The organism is Paractinoplanes aksuensis, from assembly GCF_024137025.1.
Taxonomy (GTDB): domain Bacteria; phylum Actinomycetota; class Actinomycetes; order Mycobacteriales; family Micromonosporaceae; genus Actinoplanes; species Actinoplanes aksuensis.
The window spans coordinates 12,676-37,675 of record NZ_JAMYJR010000028.1 but is presented as its reverse complement, the minus strand read 5'-3'; the positions used below and the strand labels follow the sequence as shown (position 1 = coordinate 37,675).

At 75.3% G+C, this 25,000-nt stretch carries 2 protein-coding genes; both read right to left on the bottom strand.

Features of this window, described 5'->3' with window-relative positions; all coding sequences use genetic code 11:
- Positions 1-5 precede the first annotated feature (5 nt).
- Positions 6-20,033, bottom strand: a complete 20,028-nt coding sequence (locus M1L60_RS25310; protein ID WP_253239999.1) for a non-ribosomal peptide synthetase — start codon at positions 20,031-20,033, stop codon at positions 6-8.
- Positions 20,030-24,973, bottom strand: coding sequence for a non-ribosomal peptide synthetase (locus M1L60_RS25305; RefSeq protein ID WP_253239998.1), 4,944 nt, complete (start codon positions 24,971-24,973; stop codon positions 20,030-20,032). Before M1L60_RS25305 ends, M1L60_RS25310 begins: the two co-directional genes overlap by 4 nt.
- Positions 24,974-25,000: the final 27 nt, after the last annotated feature.

Sequence of the window (25,000 nt, the reverse complement as noted above, 5' to 3'; positions counted from 1 at the left end):
AGAGATCAGGCGAGGCGGTCGCCGGCCGCGCGGGCGACCTGTTTGCCGGCGGCGCCGTTGGTGAGCACGACCAGTCCGCGGCCCGGGCCGACCCGGCACAGCGAGACCGCCTGGTAGCCGATCGGCGAGCCGGCGTGCCCGAACTCGAGGCTGTCGCCGGCCCCGTCGACCACCGTGCCCAGGCCGTACGCGCTGTCCGGGTCGGGTCGCAGCATTTCCGCGGCGGCCTTGTCGGACAGCTGGGCCCGGGGTCGGCCCAGGGCCGAGCGCCGGATCTCGAGGGCGAGCGTGGCCAGGTCGGCCGCGGTGCTCCAGAGCCCGGCGGCGGCCTGGTCGGGCCGCACGAGCCAGCCCCCGGGCACCGGGTCGCCGTGCTCGTCGTGGCCCAGCGCCACCGGCTGCCCGGTCCGCTCGGGCCAGGACTGGTCGAAGGTGCTGTCGCCCATCCCCAGCGGAACGAACACCAGCTCCTGCATCAGGGCCTCGAAGGGCTGGCCGGTGATGTCCTCCATCACCTGCTGCAGCACCGAGTAGTGCACGTTGGCCTTGCGGAACGCGGTGTCCGGGGCCACCTCCCGGTCGACCGGCGCGGTGGTCGCCGGCGGGCGGCCGTGCAGCAGGTCGAGCAGGGTCGGGGCCACGGCCGTACGCGGGAAGCCCTTGCCCGGCGTGGCGGTCAGGCCCGACCGGTGGGCCAGCAGCTGGCGCGCGGTGATCGGGGCCCCGCCCGCGGGCACCCGCCAACCGCGCAGGTAGCGGTTGACGTCCTCGTCGAGGTCGAGCCGGCCCTCGTCGACCAGCCGCAGGGCCCCGTACGCGGTGACGTGCTTGCTCATCGAGCCGACGTGGAAGCGGGTGTGCTCCCCGACCGGCTCGGTCCCGCCGGCCGCGGTCACCCCGAAGTGCTCGACCGCGACCAGCTCGCCCCCGTCCAGCAGCGCGACCGAGGCGCCGGGCACGTGCTGCTCGGCCATGGTCTCGAGCACTCCCGGCCACTGCGGCACGGCCACCGGCGCCGGGGCCGGTGCGTCGGCGGCGACGGCGGCGTCGACGGCCGCGGCCACGTCGCCCAGCGTGTCCTGGTCGTAGAGCATGAACAGCGACAGCGGGAGGCCCGCCTGCCGGGCCAGCGCCACCACCTGGACGACCAGGATCGAGTGCCCGCCGAGGGCGAAGAAGCTGTCGGTGACGCCGACCCGGTCCACCCCCAGCACCCGGCCCCACAGCTCGGCCAGACGCTGCTCGGTCGGGGTCCTCGGTTCCTCGTACGCCTCGACCGCGGCCTCCGGCGCCGGCAGCGCGGCCCGGTCCACCTTGCCGTTGGCGTTGAGCGGCAGGGCGGCCAGCGCCACGAAGGCCGACGGCACCAGGTAGTCGGGCAGCCGCTCGGCACACCAGGCGGTCAGCCCGGCCGCCGAGAAGTCGCCGGTCGGCACGACGTAGGCGACCAGCCGCACGTCGCTGCCGTCGCCCTGGGCCACCACGATCGCCTCAGCCACCGCGGGACTGGCGCTGAGCACGGTCTGCACCTCGCCCGGCTCGACCCGGTAGCCCCGGATCTTCACCTGGTGGTCGACCCGGCCCGCGAACTGCACCTGGCCGTCCGGCGTCCACCGCACCAGGTCTCCGGTGCGGTAGAGCCGGGTCCCGGGCGGGCCGAACGGGTCCGGCACGAAGCGTTGCGCGGTCAGCTCGGGCTGGCCGCCGTAGCCGCGGGCGACGCCGGCGCCGCCGACGTACAGCTCGCCCAGCACGCCGATCGGCACCACCCGCAGCGCCGGGTCGAGCACCAGCATGGACAGACCGGGCAACGGCCGCCCGATCGGCACCTCGTCCGGGCCGGGGCGGGCCGGCACCGGGAACGTGCAGGCGCCGACGGAGGTCTCGGTCGGCCCGTACTCATTGATCAGCCGGTCCGGGCCGAGCCACCCGGCCCAGCGCTCGGCCAGCGGCACGGGCAGCGCCTCGCCGGCCACCACGACCACCCCGGCCAGGGCCGAGGCCCGCTCCGCGTCGAGCTGGTGGGACAGGATCTCGAGGTGCCCGGGGGTGAGCTTCAGGAAGCTGAACGGCCCGGCCGCGGTCAGCGCCGCGCCCAGCTCCGACAGGTCCAGCTCCTGGGGCAGGAAGACCACCCGCTGACCGGCCAGCAACGGCGCCCACAGGTTGGGCACCACCAGGTCGAAGGCGACCGACGAGAACACCGCGCTGCCGCCCGCGCCGCCCCCGGCCAGTTCGGCCGCGGCCCACTCGAGGTGGTTGGCCAGGCCGCGGTGCGGCACCTGGACGCCCTTGGGCCGCCCGGTGGAACCCGAGGTGTAGATGACGTAGGCCAGCGCGTCCCGGTCGACCGGCATCCCGGGGGCCGTGGCCGGGCCGGAGGCGATCGCCGCCGCGTCCGCGACCAGGTCGACCACCGTGCCCGACCACTCCCCGAAGTCGCGGTCGCCGGTCGTGACACAGACCCGGGAGTCCGCGTCGCGCAGCATCCCGCCGGTGCGCCCGGCCGGGGCGCCCGGGTCGAGCGGCACGTACGCGCCCCCGGCCTTCCACACCGCCAGCAGCGCGACGGTCAGGTTGACCCCGCGATCGAGCTGGACGCCGACCACCGACTCCGGGCCCACGCCGAGCGCGCGCAGGTGGTGGGCCAGGCGGTTGGCCCGCTCGTCCAGTTCGCCGTACGACAGCGTCACGTCCCCGGCCACCACGGCCACCGCGCCCGGGTCGGCCGCGGCCCGCCGCTCGATGGTCTCGGGCACCGTGGCCACGCCCAGCGCCCCGGAGCCCTGGCCCCAGCCCAGCAGCGTGTCCAGCTCGCCCCGCGGCAGCAGCAGCTGGGTGGCGTCGCCGTCGCCGTCGGCCGCCATGGCCTCCAGCACCGCGCGCAGCATCGCGGCCACCCGTTCCGCGTGCGGCCGGGCCAGCGTCCGCGGCGCGGCCCGGACGATGAGCCGGCCCGGCCCGGTGGCCACCGAGAAACCGAACTCGTTGGTCGCGCGGCCGGTGCTGGCTGACTCGTCCACCATGCTGGTGTCGGTCCCGCTGAAGTCCTGGTAGCTGAAGTACGCGTCGACGACCCGGCCCCCGTCGCCCAGCTCGCGCTGGATCGCCGGCATCGGGAAGTGCCGGTGCTCCCACACGTCCAGCTCGGCCGAGGCGACCTGGGCCACCAGCTCGCCCCAGGTGCGGGCACTGCGGTCGGAGGCGACGGGCAGGATGTTGAGGTGCATGCCGAGCACCTGCTCGGCCCCCAGCGCCTCGGGCCGCACGTGGCAGACCAGTCCGGTGTGGAACCGGGCGGCCCCGGTCAGCTGGCCCATGACCTTGACGAAGGCGGCGTGCAGCACGCTCTTGAGCGAGGTGCCGGTGCCCGCGGCCAGCGCCTGCAGCCGGGCGCCGAGGTCCTCGTAGCCCACCTCGACCCGGTACTTGGCGCCGTCGGCGTCCGCGGCCCAGCCGGCGGGCAGGACGACCCGCTCGTGCCCGGTCACCACCGACCGCCAGTAGTCGCGGTCGGCCTCGGACCGCAGGGCGGCCAGTTCCGCCGCCACCGTGTCGGCGAAGCGCAGGCGCGGCATCGGCGGCAGCTCCGTCCCCTCGGCCCGGTACGCCTGCAACAGCTCGGCCAGCAGCGAGGTCACGCTCCAGCCCTCGATGACGGAGTGCGACATCGTGATGGTGAACTGCCAGCCCGCCGCGCCGCAGTCGTGCGCGGCCACCCGCACCAGCGGCGCCCGGCCGTGGTCGAGCGGCGCCTGTTCCTCGGCCGCCACGAAGGCCGCGATCGCGGCGTCCTGGTCGGCGGCGGCCAGCCCGCTCAGGTCGGTCACGCGCACCGGCAGCGACTCCGGCGCGGTCACCAGCTGCATCGGCGTGCTGAACGACTGCAGGTCGAAGAACGTGCGCAGGGCGTCGTGGCGGGCCACCACCAGGTCGACCGCCTGTTGCAGGGCCGGGGCCGAGAACGGCTCGCGCACCCGCAGCGAGTTGACGATCTGGTAGTTGCGCTTGCCGGTGGCCGCCATCAGCTGCACGACCATGCCGATCTGGTTCTGCAGCATCGGGTAGGCGTCCACCACGCCGGACGGCAGCGCCGCCCGGTCGGCCGCGGTGAGCAGCGCGAACGGCGCCACCACCGGGGTCTCGGAGCCGGCGTCGCGCACCGTCACGCGAGCCGCCAGGGCGCCCAGGGTCTGCTGCTCGAGCGCCTCGCGCACCGTCACCTCGAGACCGGCCTCGCGCAGCGCGCTGACCAGCATCACGGCCCGGATGGAGTCGCCGCCGAGCTCGTAGAACCCGTCGTCGACGCCGACCCGCTCGACCCCGAGCACGTCGCGCCACACCGCCGCCACCTGCTCCTCGAGCGGGGTCCGGGGCGCCTGGTAGGGCCGCCCGGTGGTCAGGGCGGCGCCGTCCGGGGCGGGCAGGGCCCGGCGGTCCAGCTTGCCGTTGGTGGTCACCGGCACCCGGTCGATGCTCACGGCGGCGGCCGGGATCATGTACTCGGGCAGGGTGCGGGCCAGGAAGGCCCGGATCTCGTGCGCGGCCGGGGCCTCGCCGCCCTCGGGCACCAGGTAGGCGACCAGCCGCTTGTCGCCCGGGTTGTCCTCCCGCACGAGCACGACCGCCTCGCGCACCCGCGGGTGGGCGGCCAGCGCCGACCGGATCTCGCCCAGCTCGATCCGGTAGCCGTGCACCTTCACCTGGTCGTCGATCCGGCCCAGGAAGTCGATGCCGCCGTCGGGGCGGCGCCGGGCCAGGTCGCCGGTGCGGTAGAGCCGCGAGCCGGGCGCCCCGTACGGGTCCGGCACGAACCGTTCCGCGGTCAGCCCGGGCCGGTTGAGGTAGCCCCGGGCCACGCCGGGACCGCCGATGTGCAGCTCGCCGGGAACGCCCGCCGGCACCAGGTTGCCGTGCCGGTCGAGCAGGTGGATGGCCAGGTCGGTCAGCGGCCGGCCGATGCAGGTGGCCGCGCCCGGCTCGAAGTCCTGCCGGTTGAGCCGGTGCAGGGTGACGTAGACGGTGGCCTCGGTCGGGCCGTACATGTTGACCAGCGCGGTCCGGCCCAGCCCCAGCTTGGCCGTCCACGGCCGCAGATCGTCGACCTCGAGCTGCTCGCCGGCCAGCACCACGGCCCGCAGGGCGAGCTGCTTGATCCGCCGGTCCGGGGCGGCCACCGAGATCAGCGACCGGAACGCCGTCGGGGTCTGGGCCATGACGGTGACCTCGTGCTCCAGCAGCAGCGCGAAGAACTCCTCGGGGGCCCGGCTGACCTCGCGCGGCACCATGACCAGCTGCCCGCCGTGCAGCAGCGCGCCCCACATCTCGAACACCGACACGTCGAAGCCGAACGAGTGGAAGAAGGTCCACACGTCGGACTCGTCGAACGCGAACGTCTCCTGGACCGTGGTCATCAGCCGCGCCACGTTGGCGTGGCTGACCGCCACGCCCTTGGGCCGCCCGGTCGAGCCCGAGGTGTAGATCGTGTAGATCGTGTTGGCCGGGACCACGCCGGAGCCGACCGGTCCGTCCGGCAGCGCCGCGAGCAGCTCGGCGTCGCCGTCCACGGTCACGACCGATCCGTCGTAGACACCGTCGAAGCCGGCGGCCAGGCGCCCGGTGGTGATCAGGATCGGCGCGGCCGCGTCGGCCAGCACGTAGCCGGAGCGCTCGGCCGGGTTCATCGGGTCCAGCGGCAGGTAGGCCGCGCCCGCCTTCAGGATGCCGATCAGGGTCGGCACGAGGTCGAGGCCCGGTTCGAGACAGACCCCGACCAGCACCTCCGGCCCCGCGCCGAGCGTGCGCAGATGCCGGGCCAGGCGGTTGGCCCGGGCGTCGACCTCGGCGTAGGTCAGCCGCCGGTCCCCGGCGACGATGGCCACGGCCTGCGGGGTCCGGGCCACCTGGGCCGCGAACAGGTCGTGCAGGCAGTCGCGGACCGGGGCCCCGGCCACGGCGCCGTTCGACGCCTCGTGCAGCAGCCGTTCCCGCTCCCCGGCCGGCAGGTACACCGCGCGGGCGTCGCCACCCGTGCCCCGGGCCATCGACTCCAGCACCGAGCGGTACATCCCGGCCAGGCGCTCGCCGTTGGCCCGGCTGATCGCGTGGGTGTGCGTGTTCAGCGACAGGTGGCTGGTGCCGTGCGAGTGCACCGAGAGGTCGAACTCGGTGGGCGCCTCGCTGATCCGGGCCCCGGAGTCGACCGACTCGTCCTCGACCCGCTGGAAGTCCAGGTAGTTGAAGTACATGGTGACCAGCCGGCGGCCGCCGCCCCACTGCCGCTGGATCTCCGGCATCGGGTAGCGCCGGTGCGGCCAGGTCAGCGTCTCGCGGTCGAAGACCTGCCGGATCAGCCCGCCCCAGGTGGCCGCGGTGCGCATCAGCGGGAACGGCAGCGTGTTGAGGTGCATGCCGAGCACCCGTTCGGCGCCGGCCGCCTCGGGGCGGATGTGGTGCACGACGCCGCTGTGGAAGGCCGGCTCGTCGGTGAGCTGGCTCAGCACCTTGAGGTGGGCCGCGAGCAGCACGCTCTTCATCGAGACGCCGAGCTCGGCGGTCAGGGCCCGCAGGCCGTCGGCCAGGTCGTCGAGCCGGACCCGCAGGCCGTACGCCTCGAGACCGGCCCCGGACGTGTCGCGCCAGTCGGCCGGCACGCTGACCGGGGCGTGCTCGGCCGCCACGGCCCGCCAGTAGTCCCGGTCCGGTTCGGACGACAGCGACTCCAGCTCGCCGGCCACGGCGTCGGCGAAGCGCACCGCGGGCGGCTCGTACGGCTCCGGCGCCTCGCCGTCGCGCAGCCGCCGGTACAGGGCCAGCAGCTCGGAGTGCAGGGCCTGGTGGCTCCAGCCCTCCATGATCACGTGGGACTGGGTCATGGCCAGCCACCAGTGCCGGTCGCTCTCGCGCAGCGCGAAGATCCGCAGCAGCGGGGCCTCGGTCAGCGGGAGCGTCGCGGCCCGCTCGGCCGTGACGTGCTCACGCAGCCGCTGTTCGGCCTCGGCCCGCTCGAGCCCGCGCAGGTCGACGACCTCGACCGGGATCTCGGCCTCGCGGTGCACCAGCTGCAGCGGCACCGGATAGCCGGTCAGGTGGACCGAGCTGCGCAGCACCTCGTGCCGCTCGACCAGCGCGGCGACCGCTCGGCGCAGCGCGGCCGGGTCGAACACCCCGTCCTCACGGATCCGGACCGCGGTCACGTTGTGGTAGTTGTTCGTGCCGTCGTCGGCCAGCAGCTCGACCGCCATGCCGGTCTGGATCTGGGTCAGCGGGTAGGCGTCGGCCACGTCGTCGGCCAGCCGGGCCCGGATCTCGCCGGAGATCAGGGCGAAGGGCACAACCCCGGTTTCCCGTACGGCCGGAGCCCGCTCGGCGATCGTGCCGGCCAGCTGGGCCAGGGTCCGCTGGCTCAGCACGTCGGCCACCGAGACGTCGAAGCCGGCCGCCCGCAGCGTGCCGACCAGTTGCACGGCCCGGATCGAGTCCCCGCCGAGGGCGAAGAACTCGTCGTCGACACCGATCTCGCTGACACCCAGCACCTCTTCCCAGGCCGCGGCGACCCTTTCCTCGACGGCGTCGCGCGGCGCCACGTAGGCCGCCGCGGCCAGCGCGGACGCCTCCGGGACGGGCAGCGCGGAGCGGTCCACCTTGCCGTTGGGGCCGAACGGCAGCGCGTCCAGCCGGACGAAGGCCGCCGGCACCATGGCCTCGGGCAGCGAGGCGGCCAGTTCCTGGCGCAGGGCCAGTGGTGTGGGCTCGTGCCCGTCGGCCGCGATGACGTACGCGACCAGTTGCGGCGGAGCCCCGTCGTCGGTGCGGATCAGCACGATGGCGTCGGCCACGGCGGTCAGCGCGGTCAGGGCCGCCTCGACCTCGCCCGGTTCGACCCGGACGCCGCCGATCTTGGCCTGGCTGTCCCGCCGGCCCAGGAACTCGACGGTGCCGTCGGCCCGCCAGCGGGCCCGGTCACCGGTGCGGTAGAGCCGGGAACCGGCCGGCCCGAAGGGATCCGGCACGAAGCTCGCAGCGGTCAGCTCGGGCCGCGCGTGGTAGCCCCGGGCCAGGGCGGCGCCGCCGATGAACAGCTCGCCGGGCGCACCCACCGGCACCGGCTGGAAGCCGGCGTCGAGCACGTACAGGCGCACGTTGGCCATCGGCGCGCCCAGCGGCACCCGCTGCAGCCCGGGCAGCGCCTCGGGCCGGCACGCCCACGCGGTGACGTCGACCGCCGCCTCGCACGGGCCGTACTGGTTGTGCAGCTCGACGCCGGGCAGCCGGCGGGTGAACTCGCGGACCAGGCCGACCGGCAGCTCCTCGCCCCCGCTGACCACGATGCGCAGGCTGCGCAGATCGGCGTCGGCGTCCTCGGCCAGCACGGCGGCCAGCATGGACGGCACGAAGTGCAGGTTGGTCACGCCGTAGCGGGCGATCAGGGCGGCCAGGGCGGCCGGGTCGCGGTGCGCGCCGGGCGGGGCGACGGCGATCCGGGCCCCGGCCATCAGCGGCCCGAAGATCTCGGCCAGCGACGGGTCGAAGCCGATCGGGATCTTCTGCAGCACCACGTCGGCCGCGGTCAGGCGCAGGTAGGTCCGCTGCGTCCACTCGAGCCGGTTGACCAGCCCACGATGGGTGCAGACGACGCCCTTGGGCCGGCCGGTCGAGCCCGAGGTGTAGATGACGTACGCGTTGCCGTCCGGGTCGCCCAGTGGGGCCGGGTTCTGCTCGTCGGCGCCGGCCCAGGCGGCCTCGTCGTCCAGCAGCACCGGGAGCGCGGCCGGGGCCGGCAGCTCGGCCAGCACGGCCCGGCGGGTGATGAGCACAGGCGTACGGGTGTCGGTCAGCATGTGCCGCAGCCGGTCCGCCGGGTAGCCGGGGTCGAGCGGCACGTAGCTGCCGCCCGCCTTGAGCACGGCGAGCACGGCCACGACGAGCTCGGTCGAACGCTCGACGCACACGCCGACGGTCACCTCGGGCCCCACGCCCAGACCACGCAGGTGGTGGGCGAGCCGGTTGGCCCGCGCGTTGAGACCGGCGTAGGTGGTCTCGGTGAGCCCGTCGACGACGGCCACGGCCTCGGGCGTGCGGGCCGCCTGCCGCTCGAAGAGCTGGTGCAGCAGGGTGTCGCCGGCCGGAGCGGCGGTGTCGTTGAAGCCGGTGACGACCTGCTCCAGCTCGCCGTCGGGCAGGTGCGCGGCCCGGGCGTCCCCGTCCGGGTCGGCGGCCATCGCGGCCAGCACCGACCGGTACATCCGGGCCAGCCGCTCGCCGTTGCGGCGGCTCAGCACCGACGTCCGGGTCTTGAGCACCAGCCCCGGGCCGGACGTGGTGACCTGCAGGGCGAACTCGTTGCCACCGGTGGCCCGGCCCGCGCCGGCGTCGATCAGCCGGTCGTCCACGACGTGGTAGTTCTGGTAGTTGAACAGCACGTCGAGCAGCCGGCCGCCGCCCGCCACACGCTGGATCTCGGGCAGCGGGAACCGCCGGTGCGGCCACAGCCCGACCTCGGTCGCGAAGACCTGCCGCACCAGCTCGCGCCAGGTCGCCGCGCCGCGCCGCACCGGGAACGGCAGCGTGTTGAGGTACATGCCGTGCACCCGCTCGGCGCCCAGCGCCTCGGGCCGGGCGTCGACGACCAGGCCGGTGGCGAACGTGGGCTCGTCCGTGAGCCGGCCCATGACCGCGATGTGGGCGGCCAGCAGCACCGCCTTGACCGACGCGCGGGCCTCGGTGGCCAGCGCGCGCAGTCCGGGTTCGAGGTCGGCCAGGGGCACCCCGACGGTGTAGTCCTCGGCCGGCGAATCGTCGCCCAGGCCGCTGGGCAGGCCGGTCGCCGGGTGGTCCCGGACCACCGTGGACCAGTAAGCCCGGTCGTCGGGGGCGGCCATCGACGCGAGCTCGGCCGCGATGAAGTCGGCGAAGCGCACGCCGGGCGCCGGGTGCGGGGCGGCCCGGCCGGTGTCGCGGATCTCGTGGTACGTACGCACCAGGTCCATCAGCAGCGAGTGAGTGCTCCAGCCCTCGGTCATCGCGTGCGGCTGGGTCAGGGTGAGCCGCCACGAGCCCGGTTCCACGTGCACGCCGATCCGCAGCGGCGGGGCCACGGACAGGTCGAGCACGTCGGCCCGCTCGGCGTCGAGGTAGGCCCGCACGGCGTCGGCCCGCCCGCTCTCGTCCACCCCGCGCAGGTCGTGGACGGTCACCGGGACGTCGACCTCGGCGTGCACCAGTTGCAGCGGCACCGAGTACGAGCTCAGGTCGACCGACGTGCGCTGCATCTCGTGCCGGGCGACCACGGTCCGGACCGCCGCGCGCAGGGCGGCCTCGTCGAACGGCTGCTCGTCGCGGACGCCGAACGAGGTGGCATTGTGATAGAAGCTGCCGCCCAGCATCTCGACCACCATGCCCGTCTGGACCTGCGACAACGGGTAGGCGTCGACGATCCCGCCCGGCAGCGCGGCCCGGTCGGCCGCCGTGATCAGCGCGAACGGCGCGACCCGGGTCTCCGGGGCGGCGCTCGTGGTGCGGCCCGCGACCAGGTCGGCCAGCGCGGCCACGGTGCGGGTGGCGAACACGTCGCGCACGGCCACGTCGTCGCCCTGGGCCCGCATCCGGCCGACCAGCGCGACGGCCCGGATCGAGTCGCCGCCGAGGTCGAAGAAGCTGTCCTCGACGCCGACCCGGTCGACGTCGAGCACGGCCCGCCACAGCTCGGCGATCCGCTGCTGCTCGGGCGTGGCCGGCGCGACGTACGTGTCGGTGGCCGCCGCCGGCTGCGGCAGCGCGGCCCGGTCGACCTTGCCGTTGGCGGTCAGCGGCAACGCGTCCAGCTCGACCAGCACGGCCGGCACGAGGTGGTCGGGCAGCCGCTCGGCGCACCACGCGGTCAGGGCCCGCGCGTCGAAGTCCCCCTTCGGGACGACGTACCCGATCAGCCGCGGCTCGGCGTCGGCCCGCACGTAGGCCGCGGCCACCCCCGGGTGGGCGGCCAGGACGGCCCGGGCCTCCCCCGGCTCGACCCGGTGGCCCCGGATCTTCACCTGGTGGTCGGCCCGGCCGACGAAGCTCAGCTCGCCGTCCCCGGTCCACCGGGCGAGGTCGCCGGTGCGGTACAGACGGGATCCGGGCGGCCCGAGGGGGTCGGGCACGAACCGCTGCGCGGTCAGGGCCGGGTCCCCGGCGTAGCCGCGAGCCACGCCGGATCCGCCGATGTGGAGCTCACCGACCACACCGGCCGGGACGACGTGGCCGGCCTCGTCGAGGATCACCGTGGTCGCGCCGCCGACGGGACGGCCGATCGGCACGTCGGTCAGCGGGCCGTCCGGCAGCCGGTAGGTCGTGGCGGTCACGGTCGTCTCGGTCGGCCCGTAGCTGTTCATCAGCGGCCCGGCCCAGCGCTGGGCCAGCGGTCCGGGGAAGGTGTCCCCGGCGACCACGGTCAGCCCGGTCAGTGCTCGCTGCTGGTCGGGGTCGAGCTGCTGGGCCAGGATCTCGAGGTGGCCGGGGGTCAGCTTGAGGAAGCCGAACGGTCCGGCCGCGTCCAGGTCGGGACCGAGTCGGGTCAGGTCGGCCGCCGGGTCGAGCAGCACGAGCCGCCCGCCGGTCGTCAGCGGCGCCCACAGGGTGGGCACGACCAGGTCGTACGCGGCCGACGAGAACAGGGCGGCCGAGCCACCGAGCTCGCGGCCGGCCCAGGCCAGGAACGAGCCGAGCGTGCGGTGCGACACGAGCACGCCCTTGGGCTGCCCGGTCGACCCGGAGGTGTAGATGACGTAGGCCAGGCTGTCGGGGTCGATCGGAACGCCGGGCGCGGTCGACGGCTGGGCCGCGACCGCTGCCGCGTCCGGGTCGACGATCGCACCGGACCAGCCCGGCACCTCGCCGTCGGCGGTCACGCAGAGCTCGGCGCCGGAGTCGGCGAGGATCCGGGCCGTGCGGGCCGCGGGCGCGCCCGGCTCCAGCGGCAGATAGGCGGCGCCGGTCTTCCAGACCGCGAGCAGCGCGACGATCAGACCGACGCCGCGCTCGACCCGCACCCCGACCACGGTCTCGGGGCGGGCGCCCTGGGCCCGCAGGTGGTGGGCGAGGCGGTTGGCCCGCTCACGCAGCTCGGCGTACGTCAGGGACTCGTCCCCGGCGACCACGGCGACCGCCTCGGGCGCCTGGGCCTCGATGACCTCCGGCGCCGGGCGACCCGTCACCGGCTCGCTGCGGCCGCGCGCCAGCAACGATTCGAGCTCGCCGTCGGGCAGGAACACGCCCATGGCGTCGCCGGTGGCCATAGCGGTGAGCACGGCCCGCAGCATCCTCGCGATCCGCTCGACGTGCGGCTGGCTCAGCACGTGCGAGTGGCTGCGCACGCTGAGCAGCCCGCCGACCGCGGTGACCCGCAGCGCGAACTCGTTGGGGTTCTCGCTGATCTCGGCCGCGGTGTCGACCCGGTCGGTGTCGACCTGGTGGAAATCGAGGTAGTTGAACAGCACCGTGACGAGCCGCTCGACCCCGGCCCGGCGCTGGATCACGGCCATCGGGTGGTGCCGGTGGGTCCACGCGGCCAGCTCGTCGGCGAAGACCTGCCGGACCAGCTCGTCCCAGCTCCGCGCGTCGCGCCGGGCCGGGAAGGGCAGGATGTTGAGGTGCATGCCGAGCACCCGGTCGGCGTCCTGGGCCTCGGGGCGCACGTGCGAGACGAGCCCGGTGTGGAAGCGCGGGGCGTCGGTCAGCTGGCTCATCACCTGGACGAAGGCGGCGTGCAGCACGCTCTTGAGCGAGGCGTCGGCCCCCGCGGCCAGGGCCCGCAGGCCCGGCTCGAGCTCGGCCAGGGGGAAGCTCGCGCCGACCTGGGTGATCGGCGCCGACCGGTCGCCGTGCCAGCCGGCGGGCACGGTGAACGGGCGGTGCCCGGCGACCACGCCGGCCCAGTACGCGCTGTCCTCGGCCGACTCCAGCGACGCCAGCTCGGCCGCGACGGCGTCGGCGAACCGCACCTGCGGCACGGTGTGGGCGGCGAGCGATCCGGTGTCGCGCAGCTGCCGGTAGCAGTCGACGATCTCGGTCTGCAGCGAGCTGACGCTCCAGCCCTCGAGCACGACGTGCGACTCGGTCAGCCCGAGCCACCACGTGTCGTCGCTCTCGAGGTGCGCGGCCACCCGCAGCAGCGGCGCCTCGGTCAGGTCGAACAGGTCGGCCCGCTCGGCCGCGATGTGCTGCCGCAGGGCGGTCTCGAGCTCCTCGGCGGTCAGGTCGCGCCGGTCGTGCACGCCGACCGGCGCCTCGGCCTGCGCGTGGACGACCTGCATCGGTACGGAATAGCCGGTGAGATGCACCGACGTGCGCAGCACCTCGTGCCGGGCCACCACCGCGCGCACGGCCCCGGCCAGCGCCGCCGGGTCGAACGGCCGGTCGTCGCGGATCCGGAAGACCCCGGAGTTGTGGTAGGCGTTGCGCCCGTCCGGCTCCTGCTGTTCGAGCACCATGCCGAGCTGGGCGCGGGTCAGCGGATAGGCGTCCGTCGCGCCGGCCGGCACGACGGCCCGGTCGGCCTCGGCCAGCAGCGTGAACGGCGCGACCGTGGTGACCGGCGCGGCCACGGCCCGGCCCCCGGCCGCCTCGGCCAGCGCGGCCACCGTACGCAGGGTGAAGACGTCCCGCACGGACACGTCGAGGCCGTCCGCGTGCAGGGCGCCGGCCAGGGTGACGGCCCGGATCGAGTCGCCGCCGAGCGCGAAGAAGCTGTCCTCGACGCCGATCCGCTCGACCCCGAGCACGTCGGCCCAGACCGCCGCGATCCGCTGTTCGAGCTCCGTACGGGGCGCGACGAAGCCGGGGCCGGCGAACGAGTCGCGCTCCGGATCGGGCAGGGCCCGCCGGTCGAGCTTGCCGTTGACGGTGAGCGGGATGCGGTCCACCGCCACGAAGGCCGCGGGCACCATGTAAGCGGGCAGCCGGTTCGCGCAGTGCTCGGCCAGTTCGGCCCGGTCCGCCTCCTGCTCGGCCACGTAGTACGCGACCAGTTGCGGCTCCCCGTCGGCGGTGCGCCGGACGATGGCGACCGCGTCGGCCACGGCCGGGTGGGCCAGCAGCACATTGGTGATCTCGCCGAGCTCGATCCGGTAACCGTGGATCTTGACCTGGTCGTCGATCCGGCCGTGGAAGTCGAGGCTGCCGTCCGGGCGCCGGCTGGCCAGGTCGCCACTGCGGTAGAGCCGGCCGCCGGGCCCGCCGAACGGGTCGGGCACGAACCGTTGCGCGGTCAGGGCGGGCCGGCCCAGATAGCCGCGGGCCACGCTCGGGCCGCCGACGTGGATCTCGCCCGGCACGCCCAGCGGCACGAGCCGCCCGGCCGGGTCGAGCAGGTGCACGGTGGTGTCGGCCAGGGCCCGGCCGACCGGGCTGCCGGCGCCGGAGTCGACCTCGTCCGCCCGCACCCGGTGGTACGTGGTGTGCACGGTCGTCTCGGTGATGCCGTACATGTTGATCAGAGCGGGACTTTCCAGGCCGTACGCGCCGGCCCAGTCCCGCAGCGCGGCCAGGTCGAGCGCCTCGCCGCCGAAGACCACGTAGCGCAGCCCGCGCAGACTCCTCCCGCCCCGCCGGGCGTCCTCGCGGACCAGCTGGGCGAAGGCCGACGGGGTCTGGTTGAGCACGGTGACACCGCGCGCGGTCAGCAGGTCGTGGAACGCGGCCGGGTCGCGGGTGACGTCCTCGGGCACGACGACCAGCCGGCCGCCGTGCAGCAGCGAACCGAAGATCTCCCAGACCGAGAAGTCGAAGGCGTACGAGTGGAACAGCGTCCACACGTCGGCCGGGCCGAACGAGAAGTCGGCGGCGGTGGTGGCGAGCAGCCGGGCCACGTTGGCGTGGGTCACGACCACGCCCTTGGGCCGGCCGGTCGAGCCCGAGGTGTAGATGACGTACGCGGTGTCGCCGGGGCGGCTGACGAGGCCGAGCGGCCCGTCCATGGCCGCCGGGGGCGCGTCCGCCTCGACCAGCACGCCGTCGTAGACCGCGGCCAGTTCCGGAGCCAGCTCCCGCGAGGTCACGAGGATCGGGGCGTCGGCGTCGTCCAGCACGTAGCCGAGGCGCTCGACCGGGTGGGCCGGGTCGAGCGGCAGGTAGCCCGCGCCCGACTTGAGCACGGCCAGCAGGCTGGGCACGAGCTCGGGGCCACGCGGCAGGCAGACGCCGACCAGGACGCCGGGCCGGGCGCCGAGGTCTCGCAACTGGCGGGCGCGCCGATCGGCCTGTGCGTCCAGTTCGGCGTACGTCAGGGACTGATCCCCGACGACCAGAGCGACCGCGTCCGGGGTGCGCGCGACCTGCTCCGCGAACAGTTCGGGCAGGCTCCGGGTGACTGCCGTGACCCGGCCCGCGCCCGCCGCCCGCAGCAGGAACTCGCGCTCGCCGGCGGGCAGCAGGATCGTCTGGGCGTCGGCCTCGGGGTCGGCCGCCATCGACTCGAGCACAGCCCGGTACATGTCGGCCATGCGCCGGGCGTGGTCCGGGCTCAGCGAGCGCGAGTCGGCGGTCAGGATGATGTGCCCGGCCCGCGACGAGACGGTCAGCGGGAACTCGGTCGGGCTGTCGTCCAGGCCCACCTGGTCGTCGACCACGTCGGCGTCCATCTGGTGGAAGTTCTGGTAGTTGAACATGACGTCGAGCAGGCGCCCGGTGCCCGCGGCCCCGCGCTGGATCTCGGGCAGCGGGAAGCGGCGGTGCGGCCACAGCCCGACCTCGCGGGCGAAGACCTGACGGACCAGGTCGAGCCAGGTCGCGGCCGTGCGCTCGAGCGGGAAGGGCAGCGTGTTGAGATACATGCCGTACACCTGGCCGGCGCCGACCGCCTCGGGCCGGGCGTCGCAGACGATCCCGGTGTGGAACTCGGCCTCGCCGGTCAGCTGGCTCAGCACCTTGAGGTGGGCGGCGATCATGACGCTCTTGAGCGAGGCCCCGGCCCGGGTCGCCAGCTTGCGCAGCGCCGGTTCGAGGTCGCGCCACGAGGCGGCGGCCTGGTGCAGCGTGCGGGCGGTCCCGGCCGGCTCGCCCCAGCCCTCGGGCAGCCGGAAGCCGGGGTAGCGGTCGGTGACCGCCTGCCAGTAGGCGCGGTCCTCGGTGGACTCCAGCGCGTCCAGCTCGGCCGCGATGAAGTCGGCGAACCGCACGTCCGGGGTCTCGTGGGCGGTCGCGCCCCGCCCGTCGCGCAGCGAGTGGTAGCAGTCGAGCAGCTCCATCACCAGGGTGTGATGGCTCCAGCCCTCCAGGATCGGGTGGCATTCGGTGACCGACAGCCACCAGCCGTCGTCGGTGGTGTGCGCGGCCAGGCGCAGCAGCGAGGGCACGGTGAGGTCGAACAGGTCGGCCCGCTCGCGCGCCGTCCACTCCCGCAGCGCCGCCTCGAGCTCGGCGTCGTCGAGCCCGCGCCGGTCCTCGATCGTGACCGGCAGGTCCGCCACCGCGTGCACGACCTGCATCGGCCGCGAGAAGCCGGACAGGTGCAGCGACGTGCGCAGCACCTCGTGCCGGGCGACCAGGATCCGGGCCGCCGCGCGCAGGGCGGCCGGGTCGAACGGCTGGTCGTCGAGGACCCGGAAGCTGCTGACGTTGTGGTAGTTGTTGTCGCCGTCCATGACCAGCATCTCGACGACCATGCCCAGCTGCACCTGCGACAGCGGATAGGCGTCGACCACGCCGGTCGGCAACGCGGCCCGGTCGGCCGGGCCGATCAGCTCGAACGGGGCGACCCGGCGGTCGGTCTCGGCCCGGGCCGGGCGGCCGGTGATCAGCTCGGTCAGCCGGGCCACGGTGCGATGCGCGAAGACGTCGCGCACGGCGACGTCGAAGCCGGCCTCGCGCAGGGCGCCGACCAGCGCCACGGCCCGGATCGAGTCGCCGCCGAGGTCGAAGAAGCTGTCGTCGACGCCGACCCGGTCCGCGGTCAGCACGTCGCGCCAGACGGCGGCCACGAGGTCCTCGGTGGCGGTGCGCGGGGCGACGTACGTGGTCTGGGCGAACGCCTCGCCGCCGGGCGCGGGCAGGGCCCGTTTGTCGAGCTTGCCGTTGACGGTGAGCGGGAAGGCGGGCACGGCGACGACGGCCGCCGGGACCATGTACTCGGGCAGCGACTCGGCCATCCGGGCCCGGACGTCGGCCGGGGCGGGCGGCTCGCCGTCGGCCACGAGATAGCCGACGAGCCGCTTGTCGCCGGGCACGTCCTCGCGGACGACGACGACGGCGTCGCGGACCCCGGGGTGGGCGGCCAGCACGGCCTGCACCTCGCCCAGCTCGATCCGGTAGCCGTGGATCTTCACCTGGTCGTCGATCCGGCCCAGGAAGTCCAGGCCGCCGTCGGGGCGGCGGCGGGCCAGGTCACCGCTGCGGTAGAGCCGCGAGCCGGGCGGGCCGAACGGGTCCGGGACGAACCGCTGCGCGGTCAGCCCGGGCCGGTTCAGATAGCCGCGGGCCACGCCGGGTCCGCCCACGTGGATCTCGCCGGGCACCCCGACCGGCGCCGGGTGGCCGAAGCGGTCGAGCAGGTGGACGGAGAGGTCGCTCAGCGGCCGGCCGACCCGGTTGGGCGCGGCCGGGGCCAGGTCGTCCGCGGTCAGCTCGTAATACGTCGTGTGCACCGTGGTCTCGGTGATGCCGTACATGTTGGCCAGCACCGGAGCCCGCAGGCCGAGCCGGTCGGTCCACGGCGGCAGCTCGCCGAACTCCAGCTTCTCGCCCGCGAAGACCACCGCGCGCAGCGCCAGCCGGTCGATCCGCGGGTCGGCCGCGGCCGCCGCCGCGACCAGCGACCGGAACGCCGTCGGGGTCTGCGAGAGGACGGTGACGCGCTCCTCGACGAGCAGGTCGAGGAAGTCGTCGGGGGCCCGGGTCACGTCGCGCGGCACCACGACCAGGCGGCCGCCGTGCAGCAGCGCGGCCCACATCTCGAACACCGAGACGTCGAAGGTGTACGAATGGCTCATCGAGACGACGTCGGCCGGCCCGAAGCCGTAGTGCTCGTGCGCGGTCGTCATCAGGCGCACGACGTTGCTGTGGGTGATCTCCACCCCCTTGGGGCGCCCGGTCGAGCCGGACGTGTAGATCACGTAGATCAGGTCGTCGGGCGTCGCGCCGGAGGCGACGGGCTCGGCCGAGCGGGCGGCGATCTCGTCCGCGTCGCTGTCCAGCCGCACCACGTCGCCGTGGAAGACCCCGGCGAGCGTTCCGGCCAGGGCCTCGATGCTGACCAGGATGGGCGCCCGGGCGTCGTCGAGCACGTAACCGAGCCGATCGGCCGGGTGGGCCGGGTCCAGCGGCAGGTAGGCGGCGCCGGACTTCAGCACGCCGAGCAGGGCCGGCAGCAGTTCGGCGTCGCGCTCGAGGCAGACTCCGACCAGCACACCCGGCCCGGCGCCGAGCGCGCGCAGGTGCCGGGCGAGACGGTTGGCCCTGGCCTCGACCTGCGCGTAGGTCATCCGGTCGGGACCGGCCACGACAGCCACGGCGTCGGGCGTGCGGGCCGCCCGCGCCGCGAACAACTCGTGCGCGCAGCCGGCCACCGGCGGCCCGCCGGCCGTGCCCGCGGCCGCCACCACGGCCGCGTGGGCCTGGTCGTCGAGCAGGGCGAGGTCGCTGAACCGGGTCTGCGGGCGCCGGACGGCGTCGGCCAGCAGCTGCTGGAACCCGTCGGCGAAGCGGCGCACGGTGGCCGCGTCGAACAGCGCGGTGGCGTACTCGAACCGGCCCAGCATCGTGCCGTCGGGGCGCTCCTGCACCTGCAGGGTCAGGTCGCACTTGGCCACGCCGGTCGCGAGCGGCACACCGGTCACCTGGACGCCGGGCAGGGCCACCGCGTCCTCGCGCCATTCGTGCATGGTGAAGGCGACCTGGTAGAGCGGGGTGCGCGACATGTCCCGCTCGGGCTGCAGCTCGTCGACCAGCAGCGCGAACGGCACCTCCTGGTGGTCGAACGCGGCCAGCAGCCCGGCCCGGTTGCGGGTGACCAGCTCGTCGAACGCCGGCTCCCCGGCCCAGGCGGCCCGCAGCACCAGGCTGTTGATCCCGTACCCGATCAGCTGTTGCAGCTCGGGCCGGGTGCGGCCGGAGACCACGGTGCCCACCGAGACGTCGTCCTGACCGGTGATGCGAGCCAGGAAGCTCTGGTACGCGGTCAGCAGCACCACGAACGGGGTCGTGCCGTGCCGCTCGGCCAGCGTCCGGATCCGGGCCGCGAGCCCGGCCGGCACGTCGAAGTCGACCTGGGCGCCGACGGCGTCGCGCACGGCGGGCCGGGGCCGGTCGGTCGGCAGTTCCAGCGGCAGCGCGCCCGCCAGCTGTTCACGCCAGTAGGCCAGGTGGCCGTCCAGGTCCCGCGTGCGCTGCCAGGCCGCGTAGTCGGCGTACTGCACCGGCAGCGGCGTCAGCGCGGGCGGCGTGCCCTCGACCATGGCCCGGTAGCAGGCGCCCAGGTCCGAGCCGAAGACCCGGGTCGACCACTCGTCACAGGCGATGTGGTGGAAGGTGACGGCCAGCAGGTGCTCCTCGGCGCCGAGCCGGAACAGCCGGGCCCGCACCGGCCAGTCCACGGCCAGGTCGAAGCCGGCCGAGGTCTCGCCGTGGACCCGGGCCCGTACGGCGGCCTCGTCCCCCGCCTCGGCGGTGAGATCGTCGACCGGCAGCGGGCGGGCGGTCATCTCGTCGATCACCTGCACCGGCACGCCGCCGCGGGTGATGTGCCGGGTCCGCAGGATCTCGTGACGGGCGCAGACCACCGACCACGACCGTTCGAGGGCCGCGGTGTCGAGCGGGCCGGTCAGCCGCAGCACCAGCGGCACCAGGTATTCGGGGCTGTCCGGCTCGAGCCCGTTGAGGAACCACATCTGCTCCTGGCCGAACGACAGCGGCAGGTCGCCGCCGCGGTCGGCCCGCGGGATCTGCTGGGGGGCCGCGGCCCGCGCCCCGGCCGTCCGGCGGCCACCGAGCCGCCGGCGGAGCAGTTGCTCGCGCAGGGCGACCAGGTCGGCCGGCTGGTGGGTGCTCTCGTCGATGCTCATGCGTGCAGCCCTTCCGGCCCCGTCTGGTCGCCCAGCGGCGTCGCGTGCCCGCTGAGCTCGTTCTCGGTCATGGCGGCGATCTCGGCCCGGACGGCGTCCTCGACGGCCGCGGCCAGCGCGGCCGGGGTCGGCCCCTCGAAGACCGTGCGCACCGGCAGCGTCACCGCGAACTCGCGCTGGATCTCGGCGATGAGCCGGATGGCCAGGATCGAGTTGCCACCCGCGTGGAAGAAGTTCTCGTGCGCGCCGGCCGGGGCGCCCAGCAGCTCCTGGAAGATCCCGGCGATCAGCTGCTCGGCCTCGGTGCCCGGCGCGTCGTCGAGGACGGCCCCCACCGGCTCGGGGGCGGGCAGGCGCCGCCGGTCGAGCTTGCCGTTCGCGTTCAGCGGCAGCGCGTCGAGCCGGGTGAACGTGCCGGGGATCAGGTAGTCGGGCAGGCGGCCCGCGCAGAACCCGGTCAGCTCGGCCCGGTCGAGGTCTGCCTCGGACACGTAGTACGCGGCCAGCCGCCGGGAGCTGCCCTCGCCGACCGCGACCACGGCCGCCTCGCGGATCGCGGGGTGGGTCACCAGCACCGCGCGGGCCTCGCCCGGCTCGACCCGGTAGCCGCGGATCTTCACCTGCTCGTCGACCCGGCCCAGGAACTGCACGGCCCCCTCGGCCAGCCACCGCACCCGGTCGCCGGTCCGGTAGAGCCGGGCGCCGGGGGTGGTGCCGTACGGGTCGGGCACGAAGCTCGCGCCGGTCAGCCCCGGCCGGCCCAGGTAGCCCCGGGCGACGCCGGCGCCACCGACGTAGAGCTCGCCCACCGCGCCCACGGGCACCGGCCGCATCGCCACGTCCAGCACGTACATCGTCATCCCGGGCAGCGGCCGGCCGATCGGCACCACGCCCGCGCCGGGTTCGGCCGGCACGACATGGGTGCAGGTTCCCACCGAGGCCTCGGTCGGCCCGTACTCGTTGATCAGGGGTCCCGTCCACCGCGCGGCGAGCCCGCCCGACAGCGCCTCGCCGGCCGCCACGACGACGCCGGCCAGGCCGGCCGTCTGCTCGGCGGTGATCTGCTGGACCAGCACCTCGAGGTGGCCCGGGGTCAGCTTCAGGAAGCTGAACGGCCCGGCCTCGACCAGGCGGGCGCCCAGCTCGGAGAGGTCGAGGTCGGCCGGCAGCAGGACCACCCGCTCGCCCACCAGCAGCGGCGCCCAGACGTTGGGCACGACCAGGTCGAAGGCGACCGACGAGAAGACCGCCGAGCCACCCGGACCCGCGGCCACCAGCTCGTCGGCGGCCCAGCGCAGGTGGTTGGCCACACCGCGGTGCGGCACCATGACGCCCTTGGGCCGTCCGGTCGAGCCGGAGGTGTAGATGACGTAGGCCAGGCCGTCCGGGTCGGCCGCCCCCTCGGGCGCGGTGTCCGGGCCGGTGGTGACGGCGCGCGGATCGATGACCGGGCCGGCGAACTCGACGGGCGAGCCGGCCGCGATCAGGGCAACGGCCCCGCTCGCCGCGAGCAGCTCGGCCGCCCGGGCCGGCGGCGTGGCCGGGTCGAGCGGCAGGTAGGCCGCGCCCGCCTTCCACACCGCGAGCAGCGAGACCAGCAGCGACGGGCCCCGCTCGAGCAGGACGCCGACGACCGCGCCCGCGCCGGCGCCGTGCGCGCGCAGGTGGTGGGCCAGGCGGTTCGCCGTCCGGTCGAGCTCGCCGTAGCTGAGCCGGCCGTCGGTCGTGACGACCGCGACCGCGTCGGGGTCGGCGGCGGCGCGGGCGGCGATCAGCTCGTGCGTGCAGGGACCGGCGGGCTGGGCCGGGCCGTGGGCCCACTCCCCCAGCAGCAGCGCGCGTTCCGGGCCGGTCAGCAGCTCGGCTGCGCCGAGGGTGACGCCGGGGTCGGCGGCCACGGCGGCCAGCAGCCGCTGCAGGTGGCCGGTGAGCCGCTCGACGGTGGCCCGGTCGAACAGCGACTCGGCGTACTCGAGGCCGCCGTCCAGGCTGCCGTCGGCCCGGGCCCGCAGGAACAGCGTCAGGTCGGTGTGGGCCACCCGCCAGGTGTCGCGCAGGGTGTCCGCGTCGACCACGTCGACCGCGGAACCGGTCAGTTCCGCGTCGTGCATGTCGAATGCCGCCTGGTAGAGCGGGGTCCGGGAAAGGTCGCGCTCGGGCGCCAGCTCCTCGACGAGCCGCTCGAACGGCACGTCCTGGTGAGCGAACGCGGCCCGGCCGGCGTCGCGCACCCGGTCCAGGGCCTGGGCGAAGGTCCAGGCCGGGTCGAGCCCGCACCGCAGCACCAGGCTGTTGAGGAAGAAGCCGACGACGTTCTCGACCTCCGGCCGGTGCCGGCCCGAGACCGGGCTGCCGACGGCCACGTCCCACTGCCCGGTGTGCCGGGCCAGCAGCGTCGCGTACGCGGTCAGCAGCGTCATGAACGGCGTGGCCCCGTGCGCGCGGCCGAGGTCGGTCAGCGCGGTGGCGACCGGCGCCGGCACGACGAACGGGACCACCGAGCCCCGGCCGTCGCGGGTCGCCGGGCGGGCGTGGTCGGTCGGCAGGTCGAGCGGCTCGAGCCCGTCCAGCGCGGCCCGCCAGTGGGCCAGTTCGGGGGCGAGCGCCTCGTCGGTGAGCCGGCCCCGCTGCCAGGCGGCGAAGTCGGCGTACTGGACGGGCAGGGCCGGCAGCGCGGCGTCCCCGGCAGCCAGCAACGCGGCGAACTCCCGTTCGAGCACGGTGCTCGACCAGCCGTCGCAGACGATGTGGTGCACGGTCAGCGCGACCAGGTCGCGGCCGCCGTCCACCCGCACCAGCAGGGCCCGGTACAGCGGCCCGGCGGCCAGGTCGAAGGTCTGCCCGAACTGCTCGCGCAGCAACGGGGTGAGTCCGTCTTTCGTGGTGGCGGCGACCGGCAGCGGCACGGCGGCGGGCGCGGCGACGACCTGGGCCGGGGCGCCGTCGACGAGCGGGAACCGGGTGCGCAGGGCCTCGTGCCGCGCGACCAGGGCGGTCAGGGCGGCCCGCACCGCGTCGTCGGTGGCCTCGCCGGGCACCGGCAGCAGCACGGCCGAGATCCACTCGCCCGTGCCCGGGGTCATCTGCTCGGCGAACCACAGCCGGTGCTGCCCGGACGAGAGCGGCAGCACGCCGTCGCGCGGCACCGCGGTGATGACGTCGGGATCGGCCGGCTCGGGCTCGATCAGCTCGGCCTGAGCGGCCAGGGTGGTCGCGTTGAGCAGGCCGCGGAGCTTGACGTCGCGCCCGCTGGCCTTGCGCAGCTGGTTGGCCAGCCGGGTCAGCTGCAGCGACGAGCCGCCGAGGGCGAAGAAGTCGTCCTCGAGGGCGACCTCGTCCAGCTTGAGGATGGCCCGCCAGGCCCCGGCCACCAGCAGCTGGGCCTCGGTCTGCGGCGGCGTCGGCCTCGCCGTTCCGGCGTTCTCGGCGCCCGGGACGGGCAGTGCGGCCCGGTCGAGCTTGCCGCTGGTGGTCAGCGGGAACTCGTCGAGGGCGACGTACGCGGCCGGCAGGTGCGACTGCGGCAGCCGGTCGGCCAGGAAGGCGCGCAGCTCGCCGGTGACATCGGCGTTGTCGGCCCGCACGTAGGCGGCCAGCCGGGTCTCGCCACCCTCGGCGCGATAGCCGTGGACGACGGCCGCGCGCACCCGCGGGTGCTGCCGCAGGGCCGCCTCGACCTCGCCGGCCTCGATCCGGACACCGTTGACCTTGAGCTGGGAGTCGAGCCGGCCCAGGTATTCGAGGACCCCGTCGGCCCGCCGGCGCACCTGGTCGCCGGTGCGGTAGAGCCGGCCCGGGCCGCCGGGGTCGGGGACGAAGCGCTCGGCGGTCAGGTCGGGCCGGCCGAGGTAGCCGCGGGCCACGCCCACGCCGCCCGCGTACAGCTCGCCCGGCTCGCCGGCACCCACCGGCGCGCCGGTCTCCGGGTCGAGCACGAGCACCCGCATCCCGGTGATGGGCCGCCCGATCGGCACCGGGCCGCTGCGCTGGGACGTGTCGAAGCGGTAGGCCGTGGTGTCGATGGCGCACTCGGTCGGCCCGTACGTGTTCCAGATCTCGACCTTGACCCGCTCCAGCACCTGCCAGGCCAGCTCGGCGTGCAGCGGCTCACCGGCCGAGAACAGCAGCCGCAGGCTCGTGCAGCTCTCCCAGCCCGGCGCGTCGACGAGCTGGCGCAGCACCGAGGGCACCACCTGCAGCACGGTCGCGCCGTAGCGGCCGACCGCGTCCAGCAGGGCGGCCGGGTCGCGTTCGGCGCCGACCGGGGCCGGCACCACGGCGCCCCCGCTGACCAGGGGCGCGAAGACCTCCCAGCACGAGGCGTCGAAGGTCAGCGCGGTCTTGAACAGCACCCGGTCGCGGGCGCCCAGCTCGTGCTCGCGCACGGTCCAGGCGACCCGGTTGGCGATGCCGGCGTGGGTCACCACCACTCCCTTGGGCGTGCCGGTCGAGCCCGAGGTGTGGATGACGTACGCCGCGTCGTCCGGGTCGAGGGGCCCGGCCGACCAGCCCGGGGCGGCCCCGGGGCCGGCGTCCCCGGCGACCACCGGGTCACCGCCGGCCGCCCGTACCACCGGCAACAGGTCGTCGCTGGTCAGCACGTGGCCGACGCCCGCGCCCGCGATCAGCCGGCCCAGGCGCGCCGGCGGCTCGTCGGGGTCGAACGGCACGTACGCCGCCCCGGCCCGCCACACCGCGAGCAGGCCCACCACCAGGTCGGCCCCGCGGCGCAGGCAGATCCCGACCGGCGACTGCGGGCCCGCGCCGAGCGAGTGCAGGTGCCGGCCGAGGTGACCGGCCCGGGCGTCCAGGTCGGCGTACGTCATCTCGTGGCCGTCGAGCACCGCCACCGCGTCCGGCGTCGCCGCCGCCCGGCGGGCGACGAGGTCGGCGATCAGGGTGGTCTCGTCGGGCCGGTGCTGGGGCGACGGTGCGTTCATCGGAGCTCCTCGTTCGGTGGCGGGATC

Coding starts and splice junctions, on each gene's coding strand:
- M1L60_RS25310 (WP_253239999.1), bottom strand. CDS start 20,033: ATGAGCATCGACGAGAGCACCCACCAGCCGGCCGACCTGGTCGCCCTG.
- M1L60_RS25305 (WP_253239998.1), bottom strand. CDS start 24,973: ATGAACGCACCGTCGCCCCAGCACCGGCCCGACGAGACCACCCTGATC.